A 17684-nucleotide genomic window follows, 5' to 3' on the forward strand; every position below is an offset into this window, starting at 1 on the left:
TCTCGGTGGCAGCGGATCGAGAGCCGGCGACCACGCAGCACGCAGCGGTTCCGCTGGTGTGTCGTGGGCGGGTGCCGGGCTCGGCTGTCGCTCCGATTCCGCCGGTGAGGGCGGGTACGATGCGCACGACGATAGCAACGCCCGACCATCCTCGCGACGGACATCCGTCCGACAGCGTCATCCTGCGACACATTCCCCTGGCGGCGCTCCGGTCCTACGCTGATGCCATGACCGTGGGCACCAGGCACCGGGGCGGCGAGCGCCGAGCACTCGGCTCGCGCGTCATCGGGTCCTGCGTGGCGGTGGTGCTCGCCGTGTCCGGGTGCACGACCGCCGGTTCGCCCCTGCCGCGGGCGACACGCGCAGCCGCAGCGGAGGACCTCGTGATCGAGTTCCGCCAGAACCGCGACCAGTATGCGAGCGACGCCGCGATCGTCCGGGTCGGCAACGGCGGAGGCAACGACATCACGATCGTCGGACTCGAGCTGGCGGGGTCGGCGTTCACCGCGCCGACCGTCCGGGACCGATCCTCGACGATCCGCGCTGGACAGACCACGGATCTCGCCGTCGAGCTGCCACCGGTCGACTGCGACGCACGCGACGAGGACGTGCAGGTCGATCTCCAGCTCAGACTCGACGACGGCGCCGTCCTCACCGCATCCGGCCTGTCCGATCCGACGAACGCGCTGCAGCGGATCCGTGCCTCGACGTGCACGGTGTCGGCGGTGCAGCGCATCGCCGAGGTGGCCGCCACTCCCGGGATCCGCCTCGAAGGTGCCGGAGCCACGACGGTCGCCGTCCTGACGATCACGGCGGTGCCGACCGGCGCTCCGGGTCGCTTGGAGCTCGTCGCGCTGCGCTCGACGGTCCTGCTGCGACCGGCGCCGACGGACGACGGCGGTGACCCACCCCAGGACTGGCCACTCAGCCTGACCGTCGACGCCGCAAGCGGTCCGCAGTCCATCGAACTCCGGGTCGCGCCGACCCGGTGCGACCCGCACGCCCTGGCGGAGGACAAGGTGGGGACTCTCTTCCCACTCGTCGTGCGGATCGACGACGGCCCGGAGGCCGTCATGACCCTCCCGCTCGACGCCGACACGGCGGAGGCGCTCAAGGATGCCGTCCGCGCGCGCTGCGCGTGAGGAGTCGGGTCAGCCGGCCACGGCTGGTGCCGGGACGACCTCGGCGAACGGCGCGAGGGCGGCGGCGAGCTCGGCACCGACCAGGGCGTGCACGATCGTGCCACGCTCGTCGTAGTCCGTCGTCAGCACCTTGCCGCGTTCGTGCAGCAGCGTGACCAGGTCTCCGCGGTCGAAGGGCACGATGACGTGGACCTCGTTGCTCGGCGACGGGATCAGTGTCTCGATGCGCTCCATGAGCTCGTCGATCCCGAGACCGGTGCGGGCCGACACGAAGACGGCGTCCGGGACGAGACCGCGGAGCACGAGCAGCTGGCCGTCGTCCACGAGGTCGGCCTTGTTGAACACGACCAGCTCGGGGATGTGCCGAGCTCCGACCTCACCGATGACGTCGCGCACGGTGGCGATCTGGCCGGCAGGGTCGGGGTGCGCGGCGTCGACGACGTGCACGATGACGTCGCTGTCGGCGACCTCCTCGAGCGTCGAGCGGAAGGCTTCGACCAGCTGGTGCGGCAGGTTGCGCACGAAGCCGACCGTGTCGGCCAGGGTGTACTCGCGTCCGTCGGAGGTCACGTTGCGTCGGACCGTCGCGTCGAGCGTCGCGAAGAGCGAGTTCTCGACCAGGACGCCGGCCTTCGTGATGCGGTTCAGCAGGCTGGACTTGCCGGCGTTCGTGTAACCGGCGATCGCAACCGACGGCACCGTGTTGCGGCGGCGGTTCGCCCGCTTGGCCTCGCGCGCCGGCTTCATCGCCGTGATCGACTTGCGCAGTCTCGCCATCCGGGTGTGGATGCGGCGCCGGTCCAGTTCGATCTTCGTCTCACCGGGGCCCCTCGACCCCATACCGGCACCGGCACCACCGACCTGACCACCGGCCTGACGGCTCATCGACTCGCCCCAGCCGCGGAGGCGGGGCAGGAGGTACTCGAGTTGGGCGAGCTCGACCTGCGCCTTGCCCTCTCGGCTCTTCGCGTGCTGACTGAAGATGTCGAGGATGACCGCCGTGCGGTCGATGACCTTCACGCCGACCGCGTCCTCGAGTGCGCGGCGCTGGCTGGGTGCGAGTTCCGTGTCGGCGATGACCGTGTCGGCGCCGAGCGCCTGGACGATGGACTTCAGTTCCTGGGCCTTGCCGCGACCGAGATACGTGCTCGGGTCCGGGTGCGGTTTGCGCTGCAGGAGCCCGTCGAGGACGACGGCGCCGGCGGTCTCCGCGAGCGCTGCCAGTTCGCGCAGGGAGTTCTCCGCGTCGTGCAGCGCACCCTGCGGGTAGACGCCGATGATGACGACGTTCTCCAGCCGGAGCTGCCGGTACTCGACCTCGGTGACGTCCTCGAGCTCGGTCGAGAGCCCGGCGACGCGACGCAGGGCCTGTCGGTCCTCGCGGTCGTACTGTTCGCCGTCGTCGGAGCTGCCTCCTGAGGCATCGCCCGTCTGCAGGGCCGCTGCACCGCTGCCGAACAGGGTGTACGCGCTCGATCGGGACGCGGCGCTCGTGAGCACGCGTGCGACGACGTCGTCGGGATCGGTGACCGAGGCGTCGTCCACCACCGCCTCGACATCGACATCGGTGTCGTCTGCGTGGTCCTGGGGTGCGTCCATCGGTGGTCTAGGCATCGCGTTAACCCTACTTCCTCCTGGTCCGGTACCGTTCCTGTATGTCGAACGAGCACTACTTCACCGCCGAACCCGCGAGCGAGTTGCAGCTCAAACCGATCACCGCACGCCTCGGCGGCGTCGACCGTTCGCTGGTCTCAGCGGGCGGCGTCTTCAGTCCGGGTCACCTCGATCAGGGCACCCAGGTGCTGCTCGCGAACACCCCTCCTCCCCCGCCGACTGGCGACCTCCTCGACATCGGCTGCGGCTGGGGCCCGATCGCCCTGTCGCTCGGGCTCGCGTCGCCGGACGCGACCGTCTGGGCGGTCGACGTCAACGAACGCGCGCTCGACCTGACCCGGATCAACGCGGAGCGCCTCGGACTCGTCAACATCCGTGCCGTCCTCCCCGACGACGTCCCCGACACGGTCCGCTTCGCGACCATCTGGTCGAATCCGCCGATCCGCGTCGGCAAGGACGAACTGCACCGCATGCTGATGCACTGGTTGCCGCGGCTCGAGGACGAGGGTGACGCCTGGCTCGTCGTACAGAAGAACCTCGGCTCGGACTCGCTGCAGAAGTGGTTGCAGGAGCAGCTGCCGACGTCGTTCCACGTCGGACGTGCGGCCATGGCCAAGGGCTTCCGCGTCCTGCACGCCCGGCGCCGGGAGATCCGTTCGGCCTGACCGGCTCAGGCCAGGGTGATCGTCCCGGAGTAGACGAGCGTCGCCGGACCGGCCAGCACCACGTGCTCGCCGTCTGCGCCGGGAACCATGCGCACCCCGAGCACCCCGCCGGGCACCTCGACGCGCCAGTCGTTCGGAGCCGCCGCGCCCGCCCAGTGGCGGAACGCGAGCGCCGCGGCAGCCGTCCCTGTGCCACAGCTCAGGGTCTCGCCGCTCCCACGCTCGTGGACGCGCATGCGGATCCGGGCCACGCCGTCGGCGATGAGCGGCTCACCCGGGACGACCAGCTCGACGTTGGCACCGTGCGGCGGTACGGGGTCGAGCTGCGGGACGTAGTCCAGTTCCGCTCCGTCGAGTTCGGCGGCGTCGGCGACCGCGACGACGATGTGCGGGTTGCCGACGTCGATCCCGATCCCCGGGCGGGCCACGGGCAGCCCCTTCACCCGGACGAGCGTCTCCCGCTCGTCGAGGCTCCATCGGCCGAGGTCGACGACGTAGCCGAGCGGGTCGTAGCCGACCATCCGGACGCCGGCGCGGGTTCCGATGGCGAGCTGTTCACCGGGGGCCAGCTCCACGAGCCCGCTCTCGAGCAGGTAGTGGAGGAACACCCGGATGCCGTTGCCACACATCTCCGCGACCGAACCGTCGGCGTTGTGGTAGTCCATGAACCACTCCGCGGCAGGGTCTTCAGCGAGCACGGCCGCCCCGGCATCGAGGTGCGCGGAACGGACGGCGCGGATGACGCCGTCGGCCCCGATCCCGAAATGCCGGTCGCAGAGCGCCGCGATCTGGCCCGGATCGAGGGCCTCCTCGCCGTCAGGATCGGAGAAGAGCACGAAGTCGTTGCCCGTGCCGTGGCCCTTCGTGAAGGAGAGTGTCGACGCCATCCGACCAGTCTACGGGCGCACCCGGCGGGCCAGCTCACTCGCCTCGGCGCTGCCGCCCTCCGCCCAGGTGATCGCCGGATAGCGCTTGAACCAGCTGACCTGACGGCGCGCGTACCGCCTCGTCAGACGCTGGGTCTCGGCGATCGCCTCCGCTTCGGTGAGCTCCGACCGCAGTTGCGCCACCGCTTGGGCGTACCCGATCGCACGGCCGGCGGTGACACCCTGCTCGAGGCCATGCTCGAGCAGCTCGGCAGTCTCCGCGACGAGTCCTGCGTCCCACATCATCTCGACGCGCCGGTCGAGGCGCTCGACGAGGACCTCTCGCGGCGTCGAGACCCCGATGACCTCGACCGGCCGCCAGGGGACGGGGCGTTCCGGAAGCGCTGCACCGTGGCCGCGCTCGGCCAACCCGTGCACTTCGAGTGCGCGCACGACCCGGCGGGCGTTCGCCGTATCGATGCGGTCGGCGGTCGCAGGATCGGCCAGGCGGAGCCGCTCGACGAGCGCCGGGAGCCCGACGTCCTCGAGTTCCCGTTCCAGGCGCTCCCGCAGGGCGCGGTCTCTCGGCGGGAAACGGAAGTCATGGATGACGCTCGAGACGTACAGCCCGGAACCGCCGACGAGGATCGGCGTCACCCCACGCGCGGTGAGCTCGTCGATCACCGCACGGGCCGTCGGCTGGTACCAGGCGACGGACGCCTCCTCCGTGACGTCCAGGACGTCGAAGAGGTGGTGCGGGATGCCGCGCCGCTCCTCCATGGGCAGCTTCGCGGTCCCGATGTCCATGCCGCGATAGAACTGCATGGCGTCGGCGTTGACGATCTCGGCTGGACGGCCCGCCTCGCGGAGAGCGGTCGCCAGCTCGAGCGACAGTGCGGACTTCCCCGTCCCGGTCGCTCCGACGACCGCGAGGAAGCCGGTCACCGACGTTCGCCGTCGCTCGGGTCGTAGATGGGAGACGTGGTCACGCCGACGGTCGGTGCCCCGATGCGCAGGCCAGGCAAGCCGAGCGAGACGCGGCCTGGCTCCGCCGCAGCGGCCGTCGTCGGCACACCGCAGGAATCGGCCTGAGCTCGATCCCAGGCGTCTCCGGCACGCGTCCGACGGACCCGCAGGGGTTCAGCGCCGGGTGCGTCTGCGATGAGGTGGAACGACGCGGCCTCGGTGATCGTCACGGTCACGACGTCACCCGGTCGCGGCACCTCGGAGCCCGCCGGCACCTCGAAGTGGACAAGACGCGAGTCCTCGGCCCGCCCGCTCAGTCGATGCGTGGCGTCGTTCTTGCGCCCCTCCCCGACCGCGACGAGCAACTCGACCTGCCGGCCCACCTGACGCTGGTTCTCCTCGAGACTGATGCGGTCCTGCAACGCGATGAGGCGCTCGTACCGCTCCTGCACGACGGCCTTCGGGATCTGATCGGGCATCGTGGCCGCCGGCGTACCCGCTCGGATCGAGTACTGGAAGGTGAAGGCGCTGGCGAACCGTGCGGCCTCGACCACGCGGAGGGTCTCCTGGAAGTCCTCCTCCGTCTCGCCGGGGAACCCGACGATGATGTCGGTCGAGATGGCCGCGTGCGGAATCCGCGCACGGACCCGATCGAGGATCCCGAGGAAGCGCTCGGACCGGTAGGAGCGACGCATCGCCTTGAGGATGCGGTCGGAACCCGATTGCAGCGGCATGTGCAGTTGCGGCATCACATTCGGCGTCTCGGCCATCGCTTCGATGACGTCGTCGGTGAAGGCAGCAGGGTGCGGGCTGGTGAACCGGACGCGCTCCAAGCCCTCGATCGTGCCCGCCGCCCGCAGGAGCTTGCCGAACGCCTGACGATCCCCGAACTCGACGCCGTAGGAGTTCACGTTCTGCCCGAGCAGCGTCACCTCGATGGCGCCGTCCTCGACGAGCGCGCGCAGCTCACCGAGGATCTCGCCCGGGCGACGGTCCTTCTCCTTGCCACGGAGCGACGGCACGATGCAGAAGGTGCACGTGTTGTTGCACCCGACGGAGATCGAGACCCAACCGCTGTAGCTGGAATCGCGTTTGGTCGGGAGGGTGGAGGGGAAGGTGTCGAGCGACTCCAGGATCTCCAGCTGGGCCTCGTCGTTGTGCCGGGCCCGCTCCAGCAACGACGGCAGTGAGCCCATGTTGTGCGTCCCGAAGACGACGTCCACCCACGGGGCCTTCTGGAGGATGACCTCCTTGTCCTTCTGCGCCAGACAACCGCCGACGGCGATCTGCATCCCGCTGCGCTGCTTCTTGATCGATGCCAGGTGGCCGAGGTTGCCGTACAGCTTGTTGTCGGCGTTCTCGCGGACCGCGCAGGTGTTGATGACCACGATGTCGGCCTGCTCGCCGTCCGCCTTGACGTAACCGGCGGCCTCGAGCGACCCGCTGAGCCGCTCTGAGTCGTGCACGTTCATCTGGCACCCGTAGGTGCGGACCTCATAACTCCGCTGCCGACCTGACACGTCGATCGCGGCGGGTGAGGCGCTGATGACCGTGGGCGTCTCGACGATGCTGCTCATACCGGCAGTCTACGCGCGGCCCGAGACGCCTCCGGTCAGCGGAAACTCACGCCGGAACGCTTCGACCCCGACAGGGCACGCGAGCACGCCTCACGGATGATCGCCGAGCCGTATCCGCGTCTCGCGAGATAGGCCGACAGACGTCGCTCGGCCGTCGCCTGATCGAGGGAGCGCAGTTGACCGGCACGCTTCTCGGCGACCACCAGCGCTCGTCGGAGCTCGTCGTCGTCGTCGATGGCCTCGAGGGCCTCGGAGACGATCGAGGCGTCGATGCGTCGCGAGGAGAGTTCGCGGCCGATCACCGCACGGGACTGCCCCTTGCGGGTGTGCAGGCTCTCGACGAGTTGGCGTGCGAGTTCGGCATCGTCGAGATAGCCGCGTCGGCGGAGCTCGGCGAGGACGTGCTCGACCTCGTCGGGTGCGGCGTCGTGGCCGCGGAGGAGCTCCGCGATCTCCCACTCGGAACACCCGCGGCGGGCGAGTCGTCGCACCGCGAGCAGGTCGAGTTCGGCCAGCCGAACCTCCGGATCGACCGGAGCCTCGACCTCATCGGCTTTGGCGCGGTCGTCGGCGTCTTCCGGCGCCTCGACGACCGAGGTCCAGGCGAGCGTCCGCGGGTCGGGCTCGGGTGGTGTCGTCGGGCTGGTCGCCGCCGGGGCATCGCTCGACATGTCGCCCGGCGGGGTGGTCTCCCTCTCGACGCGCTCGGTGGACGTCCGTCGCAACGGAGCGACGGGACGCGCGACGGGCGCGGCCACGAGCGGAGCCTCGTCGGTCTGCCCGACGAACCAGCCGTCGGGTTCTGCCGTTGCATCGGGCGCCTGACGCCGACCGCCGAACAGCGAGGTCACGGGGGCCAAGCGCTCCGACGACTCGTCGGCCGGACCGGCGGGAGGGAAGGAGACGACCATGGTGACCTCGCTGTTCGGGGCGCGCGCTACGCGCTGCGCTTCGCGGCGGACTTCGATGCGCCGGCGGCTGCGAGCTGCGGGGCTCCACCGGTCGCCGCCTCGAGCGCGGCGGCCTCGACAGCAGCGACCTCGGCTGCGGCGGCATCCGCAGCCTTCTTGGTGGCGGCACCCTCGGCGCCGACACCGAGCTTGCCGAGGATCCGGCGCTCGATCTCAGCGGCGATGTCCGGGTTCTTCAGCAGGAAGTTCCGGGCGTTCTCCTTGCCCTGACCGAGCTGATCGCCCTCGTAGGTGTACCAGGCGCCGGCCTTCTTGACGATGGCGTGCTCGACACCGAAGTCGATCAACGAGCCCTCGCGCGAGATGCCCACGCCGTACAGGATGTCGAACTCGGCCTGCCGGAAGGGCGGAGCCATCTTGTTCTTGACGACCTTCACGCGCGTACGGTTACCCACGGCCTCCGTGCCGTCCTTCAGCGTCTCGATGCGACGGATGTCGAGGCGGACCGAGGCGTAGAACTTCAAGGCCTTACCTCCGGCGGTCGTCTCGGGGCTGCCGAACATCACACCGATCTTCTCGCGCAGCTGGTTGATGAAGATCATCGTCGTGTTCGTCTGGTTCAGGCCACCGGTCAGCTTGCGCAGTGCCTGCGACATGAGGCGGGCCTGCAGACCGACGTGCGAGTCACCCATGTCGCCCTCGATCTCGGCGCGGGGTACGAGCGCGGCGACGGAGTCGATCACGATGAGGTCGATGGAACCCGAGCGCACGAGCATGTCGGCGATCTCGAGCGCCTGCTCACCCGTGTCGGGCTGGGAGACGAGCAGCGAGTCGATGTCGACGCCGAGCTTCTTGGCGTACTCGGGGTCGAGCGCGTGCTCAGCGTCGATGAAGGCGGCGATGCCGCCGGCACGCTGGGCGTTCGCGATGGCGTGCAGCGTGAGCGTCGTCTTACCCGAGGACTCAGGCCCGTAGATCTCGACGATGCGGCCTCGCGGGAGCCCTCCGATGCCGAGCGCGACGTCGAGGGCGATCGAGCCGGTGGAGACGACCTCGACTGGTGCACGCTCGTCGCTGCCGAGGCGCATCACCGAGCCCTTGCCGAACTGACGGTCGATCTGGGCGAGTGCGGTTTCGAGGGACTTCTCGCGTTCAGCTGGACTTGGCATGGTGTGCTTCTCTCTGCTCGGTGTCGGGTGCCTATAGGCTGTCGCCGCGTGTTCCGGGGCCCGCTTCTGCTGAAGATCGGGGCCCGAGGGCGACAAGGCGTCGGTCGTTCCTGGTGTCTCCGACGGTACGCGCCACCACCGACATGCGCCGGTGGACGACCCGATCCGTGCAGAACGCACTCACGAATGATCCTGTGGAGGACACTAGCACCACTAGAACGGATGTTCGATACAGATCGGGCGGCGTGTCGAAGACCGCTTCGCCCGTGAGGCGGGACGCGTCACGCGCCCGGCTGCAGCCGTCCGACACCGTGGCGTCGCTCGTCCGGCACGTCGGTCGCGGTACACAGCGCGATCCAGACGTCGCGGGGCGGGACACCCGCGCGCAACGCCTCCTCGGCGGTCTTCGAGCCGAACTCGGTGAGTCCGAGGTCACCGGTGAGCACCGCTCCGTACGCCACACCGAACTCGTCGGCCACGGCCGTCCTGAACTCACTCAGCTTCATTCCTGCTCCTGTCCCTTCCTCCGTCGTCCGTCCGGACGCGGAAACGCCCCGGGAGAGGGATCCCGGGGCGTTCTGCTGCCGTGCTCGCTCGATCAGCGGGAGACGAGTTCGTCCAGCTCGTTGACCAGTTCGTCCGGAACGGTGTCCGGGATGTTCGGGGAGAGACCCTCGATGACCGCGAGGCGGTCGCCGACCTCTCGCATGATGACGGAGATGGGGGTGTCGAGGGCGTCGGCCACCGAGGCGAGGATCTCGCTCGATGCCTCCTTCTGGCCTCGTTCGACCTCGCTCAGGTATCCGAGTGCGACGCTCGCCTTACTCGCCACCTGGCGAAGCGTGCGACCCTTCTGCAACCGGAAGTCCCTCAGCACGTCGCCGATCTCTTGACGGACTAGAACCACGTGACCCTCCCTCTGTGCTCTACGACCTCGTGTCGTACAGCGCTCTGCTTCTGCAACGCGGATTCACGTCGTCCCAGCTGATCGCCGTCTCGTTCGTGGATGGCCAACATTACAACCACCGTATGCCGAACAGTAACCAGGATCACTGGGCTTTTCTTGTGAATACGTCATCTGTAACGTGATGGAAACGGACGGTATTCCGCCGATCCGAGTCGGCGTTCACTCGAGTGCGCCGAGTTCGCGAACGAGCGCCTCCAACGCGAGCTCGACGGTCCGGTGTCGGATCTCCTGACGGCCTCCGTCGAGGGTGAGCGGCACCACCCGTCCACCCGCTCGCGTCACGATGCCCACGAAGACCGTCCCGACGGCCTGGCCGTCCTGCGGGTCCGGTCCGGCGACGCCGGTCGTCGCGATACCGACGTCGGCTGGAAGCCCGTCGATCGCCAGGGCACGGCGCGCGCCGTCGGCCATCTGCAGGGCCACCTCCGGGTGCACGGCACCGTGGAGCGCGAGGAGGCCGGCGTCGACTCCGAGCAACGAGTGCTTCAGGCGGGTGTCGTACGCGACCACACCGCCTCGGACCGTCGCGGACGCGCCGGGGACGCTGATGAGCGCCGCGGCCAGCAGCCCGCCGGTCAGGGACTCCGCGACACCGATCGTCAACCGGGCGTCGATCAGGGCGTGGACCGCCGAGGCGGCACCGACGTCGGCCGACTCGACGGCATCGGACGTCATCGCTTGACCTGCCGGTCGGCGCGCGACCCGCGGACGGCGGTGACGACGTAGTCGATGCCGCTCGCGATGGTCAGGAGCACGGCGATGGTCATGAACACCGCGTTCACCCAGAGCACCCAGTCACCGAGGAGCACCCAGAACGGCGCGAGGGCGAGCGATATCGCGACGGCCTGCGCCAGGGTCTTGAGCTTCCCCATCCACGCGGCGGCGACGACATGGTCGGAGATCACGATGAAGCGGTGGACGGTGATGCCGATCTCGCGCACGAGCACGACGATCGTGACCCACCACGGCAGTTCACCGAGGATCGACAACGCGACGAGCGCTCCACCCGTCAGCACCTTGTCGGCGATCGGGTCGAGGATCTTGCCGAGGTCCGTCACGAGGTTGCGACTGCGGGCGATGTGTCCGTCGATGCCGTCGCTCGCGATCGCGACGACGAAGAGCAGTGCCGCCCACCACCGCAGTGCGCCGTCGGAACCGTCGTCCGCCAGCAGCATCCACATGAACACGGGCGCGAGCACGATCCTCGCCACGGTGATCGCGTTCGGGAGGTTCCAGTTCGAGATGCGCGGCTCAGCAGCCGACGCGTTCGATGCCGTCATGTCTACTCCCGACCGGTGAGACTCCAGGCGTCTTCGTCAGAACCGCCCTCGACCTCAGGATAGTCCTGGAACTGGGCCTCGACCGGGTCCGCGCCGTAGGGGTCGGGCTCGACGCCGCCGGCAGCACCGACGACCGGAGCGGCCGCAGCTGCTGTCGACGCCGCCGCCGCGGGGGCCGGAGCGGCCGAGCCGTCGTCCTCGCCGCGCAGACGGGCCAGGACCCCCGGCAGCTGCTCGGCGGTGACGAGGACGTCTCGGGCCTTCGAGCCCTCGGACGGGCCGACGATCTCGCGGGACTCCATGAGGTCCATGAGCCGGCCGGCCTTCGCGAAACCGACCCGGAGCTTCCGCTGCAGCATCGAGGTCGATCCGAACTGCGTCGACACCACGAGCTCCGCTGCGGCGAGCAGCAGTTCGAGGTCGTCGCCGATGTCCGCGTCGATCTCCTTGCGCTCTGCGACGGCCTGGACGTCCTTCCGGTACTCCGGCCGCGCCTGGTTGGTGACATGCTCGACGACCCGCTGGATCTCGTTCTCGCCGACCCAGGCACCCTGCACGCGGATGGACTTGTTCGCGCCCATCGGCAGGAACAGGGCGTCACCCTGGCCGATGAGCTTGTCGGCGCCCGGCTGGTCGAGGATGACCCGCGAGTCGGTGACGCTCGTGACGGCGAAGGCGAGGCGGGAGGGGACGTTCGCCTTGATGAGGCCGGTGACGACGTCGACCGACGGACGCTGCGTCGCGAGGACGAGGTGGATACCGGACGCACGGGCCAGCTGCGTGATGCGGACGATCGAGTCCTCGACGTCGCGGGGCGCGACCATCATCAGGTCGGCGAGCTCGTCGACGACGACCAGCAGGTACGGGTAGGGCTTCAGCACGCGTTCGCTTCCCGCGGGGAGGACGATCTCGCCTGCCACGACGGCCTTGTTGAAGTCGTCGATATGCCGGTAGCCGAAGCTCGCGAGGTCGTCGTACCGCATGTCCATCTCCTTCACGACCCACTGCAGCGCTTCCGCCGCCTTCTTCGGGTTCGTGATGATGGGCGTGATGAGGTGCGGGACGCCCGCGTACGGCGCGAGCTCGACGCGCTTGGGGTCGATGAGGACCATGCGCACCTCACTCGGCTTGGCGCGCATGAGCAACGAGGTGATCATCGAGTTGACGAAGACCGACTTGCCGGAGCCGGTCGACCCGGCGACCAGGAGGTGCGGCATCTTCGCGAGGTTCGCGACGACGTAGCCGCCGCCGACGTCCTTGCCGACGCCGATCGTCATCGGGTGGTTGCTGTTCGTGGCCGCCGTCGACCGCAGGATGTCGCCGAGGGTGACGATCTCGCGGTCGGTGTTCGGGATCTCGATACCAATGGCGCTCTTCCCCGGGATGGGCGAGAGGATGCGGACCTCGTTGGACGCCACGGCGTAGGAGAGGTTCTTGCTGAGCGCCGTCACGCGCTCGACCTTGACGCCCGGGCCGAGCTCGATCTCGTACTGCGTCACGGTCGGGCCGCGGGAGAAGCCGGTGACCTTCGCGTCGACGCCGAACTGGTCGAGGACGCTCGTGATCGCGGCGACCGCTTCGTCGTTGGCCGCGCTGTGGGTCTTCGCGGGCTCCCCCGCAGCCAGCGTCCCTGCGGACGGGAGACGGTAGGGCGTGTCGTCCTGGCCCTGCTGCGCCATCGGGCGCGCCGAGAAGTCGATCTGGTCGGGTGCACCGAGGAGCGCGGGGTCGAGGTCTTCGATGACCTCCGTCGCGCCGGGGATGCTGTCGTCGTGCAGACCCGTCTGCGGCTTGATCTCGCCCGTGTTGAACCGCTTGACGGCGCTCTCCGCCGCTTCGAGGTCGCCGAGGAGCTCGGAGCCGAAGGCGTCGTGCACCGGCGCGGCTTTCGGCGACGCGGCAGGCGCGGCCACCGGTTCGAGCGGCGAGTCGAATCCGCCGGACGGCTTCTCGAGACCGAGGAGCTCGGTCATGTTGTCGCCCATGAGCGGGTCCTCGAACGTCGGGTCGTCCTCGCGGCGGCTCGTGTTGCGACGCCACCACGGCAGGGCCGCCGGCTCGTCGGGTTCCTCGTCGAGGTCGTCGAGTCGCTTCGTCCGCGCACGCTTCGGCTCTGCGGGCTCTCCCTCAGGTGCCTCCGGCTGCTCGCCGAACATCCAGGTGGAGAACTGCCGCACGCGGGCACCGACGCGGTTCGGGGGCGTCTTCGTCACGATGAAGAGACTGAGGAGGATCAGGAGCGAGATGAGGACGGTCGCGCCGATCGGGGTGATGATCGCGGCGAGCGGAGCGCCGAGGATCCACCCGAGGAGACCGCCGGCCTGCGCCAACGCGGGCAGGCCTTGACTCGGGTTCGGCTGGCCACCGTGGATGTGGCAGAGCGCCGAGATGCTGATCAGGAGCAGACCGAGGCCGATGCTGATGCGGCCGTTGTCGTCGACCGAGGCCGGGTGCCGGAACAGCCAGACCGCGAAGACGATCATGATGACCGGGAGCACGAAGGCGAGTCGGCCGAAGAGGCCTCCGAACGACCAGGCGTCGAAGGTCTGGGCGACCGGGTCGGCCGCGCCGAACCACTCGACGACGGCACCGACGACGGCGAGCAGGAAGAGCAGGAAGGGGAAGCCGTCGCGACGGTCCTCCTTGGCGATGCGCTCGGGACCGAGGGCGCGGACCGCTCCACCGACGCCGTGCGCGAGACCGAGCCACATCGAGGTCAGCACACTGCGCTGCTCCTCGGCGGCCGGATAGGCGACGGTCTTCTGCTGCTTCGTCGTCGACGCGCCCGCCTTGGGGCCGGCTTTGGTGTTCGTCTTCGTGCTCGTGGTGCGCGACGAAGCGCCGCTCGGCGAGGAAGCGCTGCGCGAACGGCTGGTCGAGTTGGAACGTGCGGCCATGCGTTCACGGTACTCGTCGCCACCGACGCAGCCCGGCAAGCTGGCGGGGTGTCCACGATCCGCGATCCGCCGGGCGGTCAGCGCAGATTCAGGACCATCGTGTCGCGGCTCCCCCGCCGGTCCACGGTCGCGAACCCCTCGGTGCGGTACAGCGAGACGGCGTGGTTCGCCCGCTCCACGCTCAGGCTGATGCGCTGGTACCCGGCCGCTCTGGCGAGCTGCACGGTCGCGCGGAGCAACTGCCGTCCGACGCCCTGTGCGCGGTGGATCGGACTCACCCCCAGGATGAGTTCGGGGACGCCGCCCGCCACGTACCCGAACCCGGGTGCGTCGGACGGGAAGAGTCGATACCAGCACGCCCCGACCGGCGCACCGTCCTGCCCGACGGCGACGACCCCGGCGTCGCCGGGGCGACGCCACCCGTGCACGTACCGGGTGTGCTGCGCATCGGCGAGGACGGCGGACCGGGGACGGGGCGCGACGGCGTTCCAGTTGGCCGCCTCGACCATCATGTCGGTGAGGACGCGCACATCAGCCACCGCGGCTTCGCGGATCGAGTAGACCGCCATGGACGGATGGTACGCCAACGGTGTTTCGAGCAGATGACGCGTGAGGGGTCGCCGGCGCTCAGTACCGGATGGCGTCGATCACCTTCACGCGGACGGCGACGAGCGCCGGGAGGAGCCCGGCGATCGCGCCGACGGCCGTCGCGCTGACCAGCCCGAGGACCGCCGCCTCGATGGGGAACGGCGGGAAGTCCGTCACGAGCCCTTGACCGATGAACTGCTCGACGATCGGACTCTTCACGACGGCGACGGCGAGCATGACACCGATCACCCCGGCGACGAAGGTGGCGACGACACTCTCCATCATCACGGCGAAGAACACGCGCGGCGCGGTCGCCCCGAAACTGCGTCGGATCCCGATCTCGCGGATGCGCTGGCGGACGGTGACGAGCGAGAGGTTGATCAGCCCGAGGGCTCCGAGCAGGAGGATGAGTCCGGCGACGGCACCGACCACGAGCTTCAACGACAGGAGCGGGTCCTCTCCCGTCTGGCCGAAGTCGTTGCGGAACACCTCGACGCCGTACGCGTCGCCGAGTTCGGCACGCAGGTCGGACTGGATCCGCTGGATGAAGGCCTCGGCGTCCGCGTTCGGGACCCAGAACTCGAACTGCGGCAGCTGACCGGGCTGGCCCATGCCCTCCTCGGCGCCGGCCGCCGGACCGATGAGCGCCGTCCCCGCGGGCAGGATCGACAGCTGCGGTTCGGTGTCCCACTCGTTGCTCGCGTACACCCCGACGACCACGGCCGTGACCGGATGTTCACCGTGGACGGTGACCGTCGGGTGCGTCTCGATGGGCGGCGACCCGAGGCGCTGCCAGAACGCCGGGTTCACGACGATCGCGGGTGCGAGGCGGTCGCCGTCGTCCTCCTGGAACCAGGTGCCCTCGTCGAGTCTGATGCGGTGCATCTCGCCGTAGGGGAGGTCGACGACGGTCGCGGGTACCGGCACGGTCCCGTCGGCGAACTGCACGTTCAACTGTGTGCTACCGGATTGCGAGACGTACCCGATGCCGTACCGCTCGGCGAGGTCGTGCACCGCCGTGATGTACAGCTCCGGGTCGGGCTGCTCCGCTCCCGTGCCGTAGACCGACGCCATGAGCGTGGCGGGTCGGCCGCCGTAGCGTTCCTGCGACTCGGTCTGGGCCTGCGCCGCGAGCGACGACATGCCGACCATGCTCGTGAGGGCGCACACCGCGACACCGACGCCGATGAGCGAGAGGATGACCCGGCCACGATGGATCCGCAGCTCCTGGGCGGCCTCGACGACCGCTCCGACGATCGAGGTCAGGATCCTAGACATCCGTGGCCTCCAGTTCGTGATCGGGGGTGAGCACGCCGTGATCGAGACGGTGGTGGGTCGTCGCGAGACGGGCGATGGCCCGGTCGTGGGTGATCGTCACGAGGGCGGCCCCCGTGGAGGACGCCACCTCATCGAGCAGGGACATGACGGAGGTGCCGGTCTCGACGTCGAGTGCGCCGGTCGGCTCGTCCGCGAGGATGAGCCGTGGCCCACGGACCAATGACCGTGCGATGGCGACGCGCTGCTGTTCGCCGCCGGACAGTTTCGTGGGCATCGCGTCGAGGCGGTCGCCGAGTCCGACGCGTTCGAGCATCGCGGCGGCGATCTCCCGACGGCGCCAGAACGAGCGTCCGCCGGCATACAGGAGCGGCGTCGTCACGTTCTCGAGCGCGGTCCGGCCGGGCAGGAGGTTGAACTGTTGGAAGACGAATCCGATCTGGGCGCCGCGCAGTCGGTCGCGCGCACCGGAGCCGAGGCGTTCCGCAGGTCGACCGTCGAAGACGAGCGACCCGGAGGTCGGCTTGTCGAGCAGGCCGAGGAGGTTCAGGAGCGTCGACTTGCCCGAACCCGATCGGCCAACGATGGAGACGCGATCGCCCTCGTGCACCTCGAGGTCGACGCCGTCGAGGATCGTCAGCGGCGGCGCATCGGGGATCTGGACGACCCTGGTGACGCCGCGGAGTTCGAGGAGCGTCACCCGACCGACCCGTCGCAAGCCATGCTGCCGTCCGGAAGCGTCGTGCACCCCTCGGGCGCGGGCGCGACGGCTCCGGGGACGAACTGGAGCACCGAGTCACCTTCGGCGACGCCGTCGACGATCTGCACCTGCTGCCCGTCGTTCAGTCCCAGCGTGACTGACCGTTCCTCCTGGGCACCGTCGGCGCCGACGACCCAGACGGTCCCGGTTCCTGCCGAACCCTTGACCGCGGTCGTCGGGAGCACGAGGACGTTCTCGGCGACACCGCCCGCGAGTTCGATCGTCGCGGCGAGTCCGGCGAACACCCGGACATCACCGGGCACCGCGCAGGTGACGGAGGTTCCGCTGCCACCGGGTGTCTGCCCGGATCCACCGCCCGTCGTCGGCTCCTCCTCGTCGCCGCCGCTCGACGGCGTCGTGACGCGAACGGCCGGACAGACGAACGGGGCCGGGCCGCCGTTGATGGTGACCGTCGCCTCGCCGGGGATGGTGAGCAGACGGTACTGCTTGTCGGCGCTCAACGCCCCGGTGATGGAGAACGTGGCCGGCGACACCTGCGCAACCGCGTCGCCGATCTGGACCGACTGCCCGTGGATGAGCTTGACGTTGCCGAGGGTGCCCGCGACCGGCGCGGTCACCTGCACGTACCGCTCCTTGCCCTCCTCGTCGATGGTCTTGACGTCGAGGATGGGATCACCCTCCGCGAGGACGGCCCCCTTGGCGGCGAACACCTCGTCGACGGTGCCGGCGACGGTCGACTTCGCCGTGCTGGCCGGGTCGGCGACGACCTGGCCCTCCACCGAGACGGTGTTGACCACGGTGCCGAGCGCCGCCTGGACCTGTGGTTCCACGAGGCTCCCGGTCGGCTGCGTCGGCCCCTCCTCCTGCGGTGCGTCCGGGAAGAACGCGACCTTCACGAGGGCCACCGCGATCGCGGTGAAGACGAGCAGTTTCAGAATGGGGAACACCCAGGTGCGGACAACGCCCACGCCGACCTCCGGAATCCACCGCAGTCGGAGTGACGAGCGGCCATAGGAGCTTCCAAGGTAGCAACGCGGAAGGCGGTC

General features: G+C 69.5%; 17 protein-coding genes. 2 read left to right on the forward strand and 15 right to left on the reverse strand.

All coding sequences use genetic code 11. The features are described from left to right. The first annotated feature begins 227 nt into the window (after positions 1-227). A complete protein-coding gene (locus tag A4X17_RS04280) occupies positions 228-1142 on the forward strand; it encodes a hypothetical protein (RefSeq protein WP_064294435.1) in 915 nt (304 codons plus the stop codon). A gap of 9 nt (positions 1143-1151) precedes the next feature. On the opposite strand, the gene hflX is transcribed toward A4X17_RS04280, so the two are convergent. Continuing rightward, positions 1152-2756, reverse strand: a complete 1605-nt coding sequence (hflX, locus tag A4X17_RS04285) for a GTPase HflX (protein WP_231884285.1) — start codon at positions 2754-2756, stop codon at positions 1152-1154. A gap of 41 nt (positions 2757-2797) precedes the next feature. Here hflX and A4X17_RS04290 point away from each other — a divergent pair, with 41 nt between their 5' ends. Continuing rightward, positions 2798-3421 (forward strand): class I SAM-dependent methyltransferase, encoded by a 624-nt coding sequence (locus tag A4X17_RS04290; RefSeq protein ID WP_064294436.1) that lies wholly within the window; start codon positions 2798-2800, stop codon positions 3419-3421. A 5-nt stretch (positions 3422-3426) separates the two neighbouring features. Here the strand turns inward: A4X17_RS04290 and dapF are convergent, their stop codons facing one another. The 14 genes from dapF to A4X17_RS04360 form a co-directional block, all read right to left on the reverse strand. Then, a complete protein-coding gene (gene dapF / locus A4X17_RS04295) occupies positions 3427-4308 on the reverse strand; it encodes a diaminopimelate epimerase (protein WP_064294437.1) in 882 nt (293 codons plus the stop codon). A 9-nt stretch (positions 4309-4317) separates the two neighbouring features. Continuing rightward, positions 4318-5232 carry a tRNA (adenosine(37)-N6)-dimethylallyltransferase MiaA gene (gene miaA, locus A4X17_RS04300; RefSeq protein WP_064294438.1) on the reverse strand — a complete coding sequence of 305 codons (915 nt, stop codon included), beginning with the start codon at positions 5230-5232 and terminating at the stop codon, positions 4318-4320. After that, complete coding sequence (miaB, locus tag A4X17_RS04305; protein WP_064294439.1) at positions 5229-6830, reverse strand: tRNA (N6-isopentenyl adenosine(37)-C2)-methylthiotransferase MiaB; 1602 nt, start codon at positions 6828-6830, stop codon at positions 5229-5231. The genes miaA and miaB overlap by 4 nt, the downstream gene beginning before the upstream one ends. Positions 6831-6865: 35 nt before the next feature. Further along, entirely contained in the window at positions 6866-7741 is an 876-nt protein-coding gene (locus A4X17_RS04310; protein WP_064294440.1) for a regulatory protein RecX, read from the reverse strand. Between the two features lie 26 nt (positions 7742-7767). After that, positions 7768-8910: a recombinase RecA gene (recA, locus tag A4X17_RS04315; protein ID WP_064294441.1), complete on the reverse strand. Its 1143-nt coding sequence runs from the start codon at positions 8908-8910 to the stop codon at positions 7768-7770. Between the two features lie 281 nt (positions 8911-9191). Next, positions 9192-9416: a DUF3046 domain-containing protein gene (locus tag A4X17_RS04320; RefSeq protein WP_064294442.1), complete on the reverse strand. Its 225-nt coding sequence runs from the start codon at positions 9414-9416 to the stop codon at positions 9192-9194. A gap of 92 nt (positions 9417-9508) precedes the next feature. Next, complete coding sequence (locus tag A4X17_RS04325) at positions 9509-9817, reverse strand: helix-turn-helix domain-containing protein (protein ID WP_056012120.1); 309 nt, start codon at positions 9815-9817, stop codon at positions 9509-9511. A 219-nt stretch (positions 9818-10036) separates the two neighbouring features. After that, positions 10037-10552 carry a CinA family protein gene (locus A4X17_RS04330; RefSeq protein ID WP_064294443.1) on the reverse strand — a complete coding sequence of 172 codons (516 nt, stop codon included), beginning with the start codon at positions 10550-10552 and terminating at the stop codon, positions 10037-10039. After that, positions 10549-11157: a CDP-diacylglycerol--glycerol-3-phosphate 3-phosphatidyltransferase gene (pgsA, locus tag A4X17_RS04335; protein ID WP_064294444.1), complete on the reverse strand. Its 609-nt coding sequence runs from the start codon at positions 11155-11157 to the stop codon at positions 10549-10551. Before pgsA ends, A4X17_RS04330 begins: the two co-directional genes overlap by 4 nt. A gap of 2 nt (positions 11158-11159) precedes the next feature. Then, the gene (locus A4X17_RS04340) at positions 11160-14054 is read right to left on the reverse strand and encodes a DNA translocase FtsK (RefSeq protein ID WP_064294445.1); all 2895 of its coding nucleotides are present in this window, start codon (positions 14052-14054) and stop codon (positions 11160-11162) included. A 77-nt stretch (positions 14055-14131) separates the two neighbouring features. Further along, complete coding sequence (locus A4X17_RS04345; protein WP_064294446.1) at positions 14132-14623, reverse strand: GNAT family N-acetyltransferase; 492 nt, start codon at positions 14621-14623, stop codon at positions 14132-14134. A gap of 58 nt (positions 14624-14681) precedes the next feature. After that, entirely contained in the window at positions 14682-15920 is a 1239-nt protein-coding gene (locus A4X17_RS04350) for an ABC transporter permease (RefSeq protein ID WP_157583334.1), read from the reverse strand. Continuing rightward, positions 15913-16617 (reverse strand): ABC transporter ATP-binding protein, encoded by a 705-nt coding sequence (locus A4X17_RS04355; RefSeq protein ID WP_064294447.1) that lies wholly within the window; start codon positions 16615-16617, stop codon positions 15913-15915. The genes A4X17_RS04350 and A4X17_RS04355 overlap by 8 nt, the downstream gene beginning before the upstream one ends. Next, positions 16614-17606, reverse strand: a complete 993-nt coding sequence (locus A4X17_RS04360; RefSeq protein ID WP_064294448.1) for a hypothetical protein — start codon at positions 17604-17606, stop codon at positions 16614-16616. Before A4X17_RS04360 ends, A4X17_RS04355 begins: the two co-directional genes overlap by 4 nt. Positions 17607-17684: the final 78 nt, after the last annotated feature.

The organism is Plantibacter sp. H53, from assembly GCF_001650455.1.
Lineage (GTDB): Bacteria > Actinomycetota > Actinomycetes > Actinomycetales > Microbacteriaceae > Plantibacter > Plantibacter flavus_A.

Coding starts and splice junctions, on each gene's coding strand:
- A4X17_RS04280 (WP_064294435.1), top strand. CDS start 228: ATGACCGTGGGCACCAGGCACCGGGGCGGCGAGCGCCGAGCACTCGGC.
- hflX (WP_231884285.1), bottom strand. CDS start 2,756: ATGCCTAGACCACCGATGGACGCACCCCAGGACCACGCAGACGACACC.
- A4X17_RS04290 (WP_064294436.1), top strand. CDS start 2,798: ATGTCGAACGAGCACTACTTCACCGCCGAACCCGCGAGCGAGTTGCAG.
- dapF (WP_064294437.1), bottom strand. CDS start 4,308: ATGGCGTCGACACTCTCCTTCACGAAGGGCCACGGCACGGGCAACGAC.
- miaB (WP_064294439.1), bottom strand. CDS start 6,830: ATGAGCAGCATCGTCGAGACGCCCACGGTCATCAGCGCCTCACCCGCC.
- A4X17_RS04310 (WP_064294440.1), bottom strand. CDS start 7,741: ATGGTCGTCTCCTTCCCTCCCGCCGGTCCGGCCGACGAGTCGTCGGAG.
- recA (WP_064294441.1), bottom strand. CDS start 8,910: ATGCCAAGTCCAGCTGAACGCGAGAAGTCCCTCGAAACCGCACTCGCC.
- A4X17_RS04320 (WP_064294442.1), bottom strand. CDS start 9,416: ATGAAGCTGAGTGAGTTCAGGACGGCCGTGGCCGACGAGTTCGGTGTG.
- A4X17_RS04330 (WP_064294443.1), bottom strand. CDS start 10,552: ATGACGTCCGATGCCGTCGAGTCGGCCGACGTCGGTGCCGCCTCGGCG.
- pgsA (WP_064294444.1), bottom strand. CDS start 11,157: ATGACGGCATCGAACGCGTCGGCTGCTGAGCCGCGCATCTCGAACTGG.
- A4X17_RS04340 (WP_064294445.1), bottom strand. CDS start 14,054: ATGGCCGCACGTTCCAACTCGACCAGCCGTTCGCGCAGCGCTTCCTCG.
- A4X17_RS04345 (WP_064294446.1), bottom strand. CDS start 14,623: ATGGCGGTCTACTCGATCCGCGAAGCCGCGGTGGCTGATGTGCGCGTC.
- A4X17_RS04350 (WP_157583334.1), bottom strand. CDS start 15,920: ATGTCTAGGATCCTGACCTCGATCGTCGGAGCGGTCGTCGAGGCCGCC.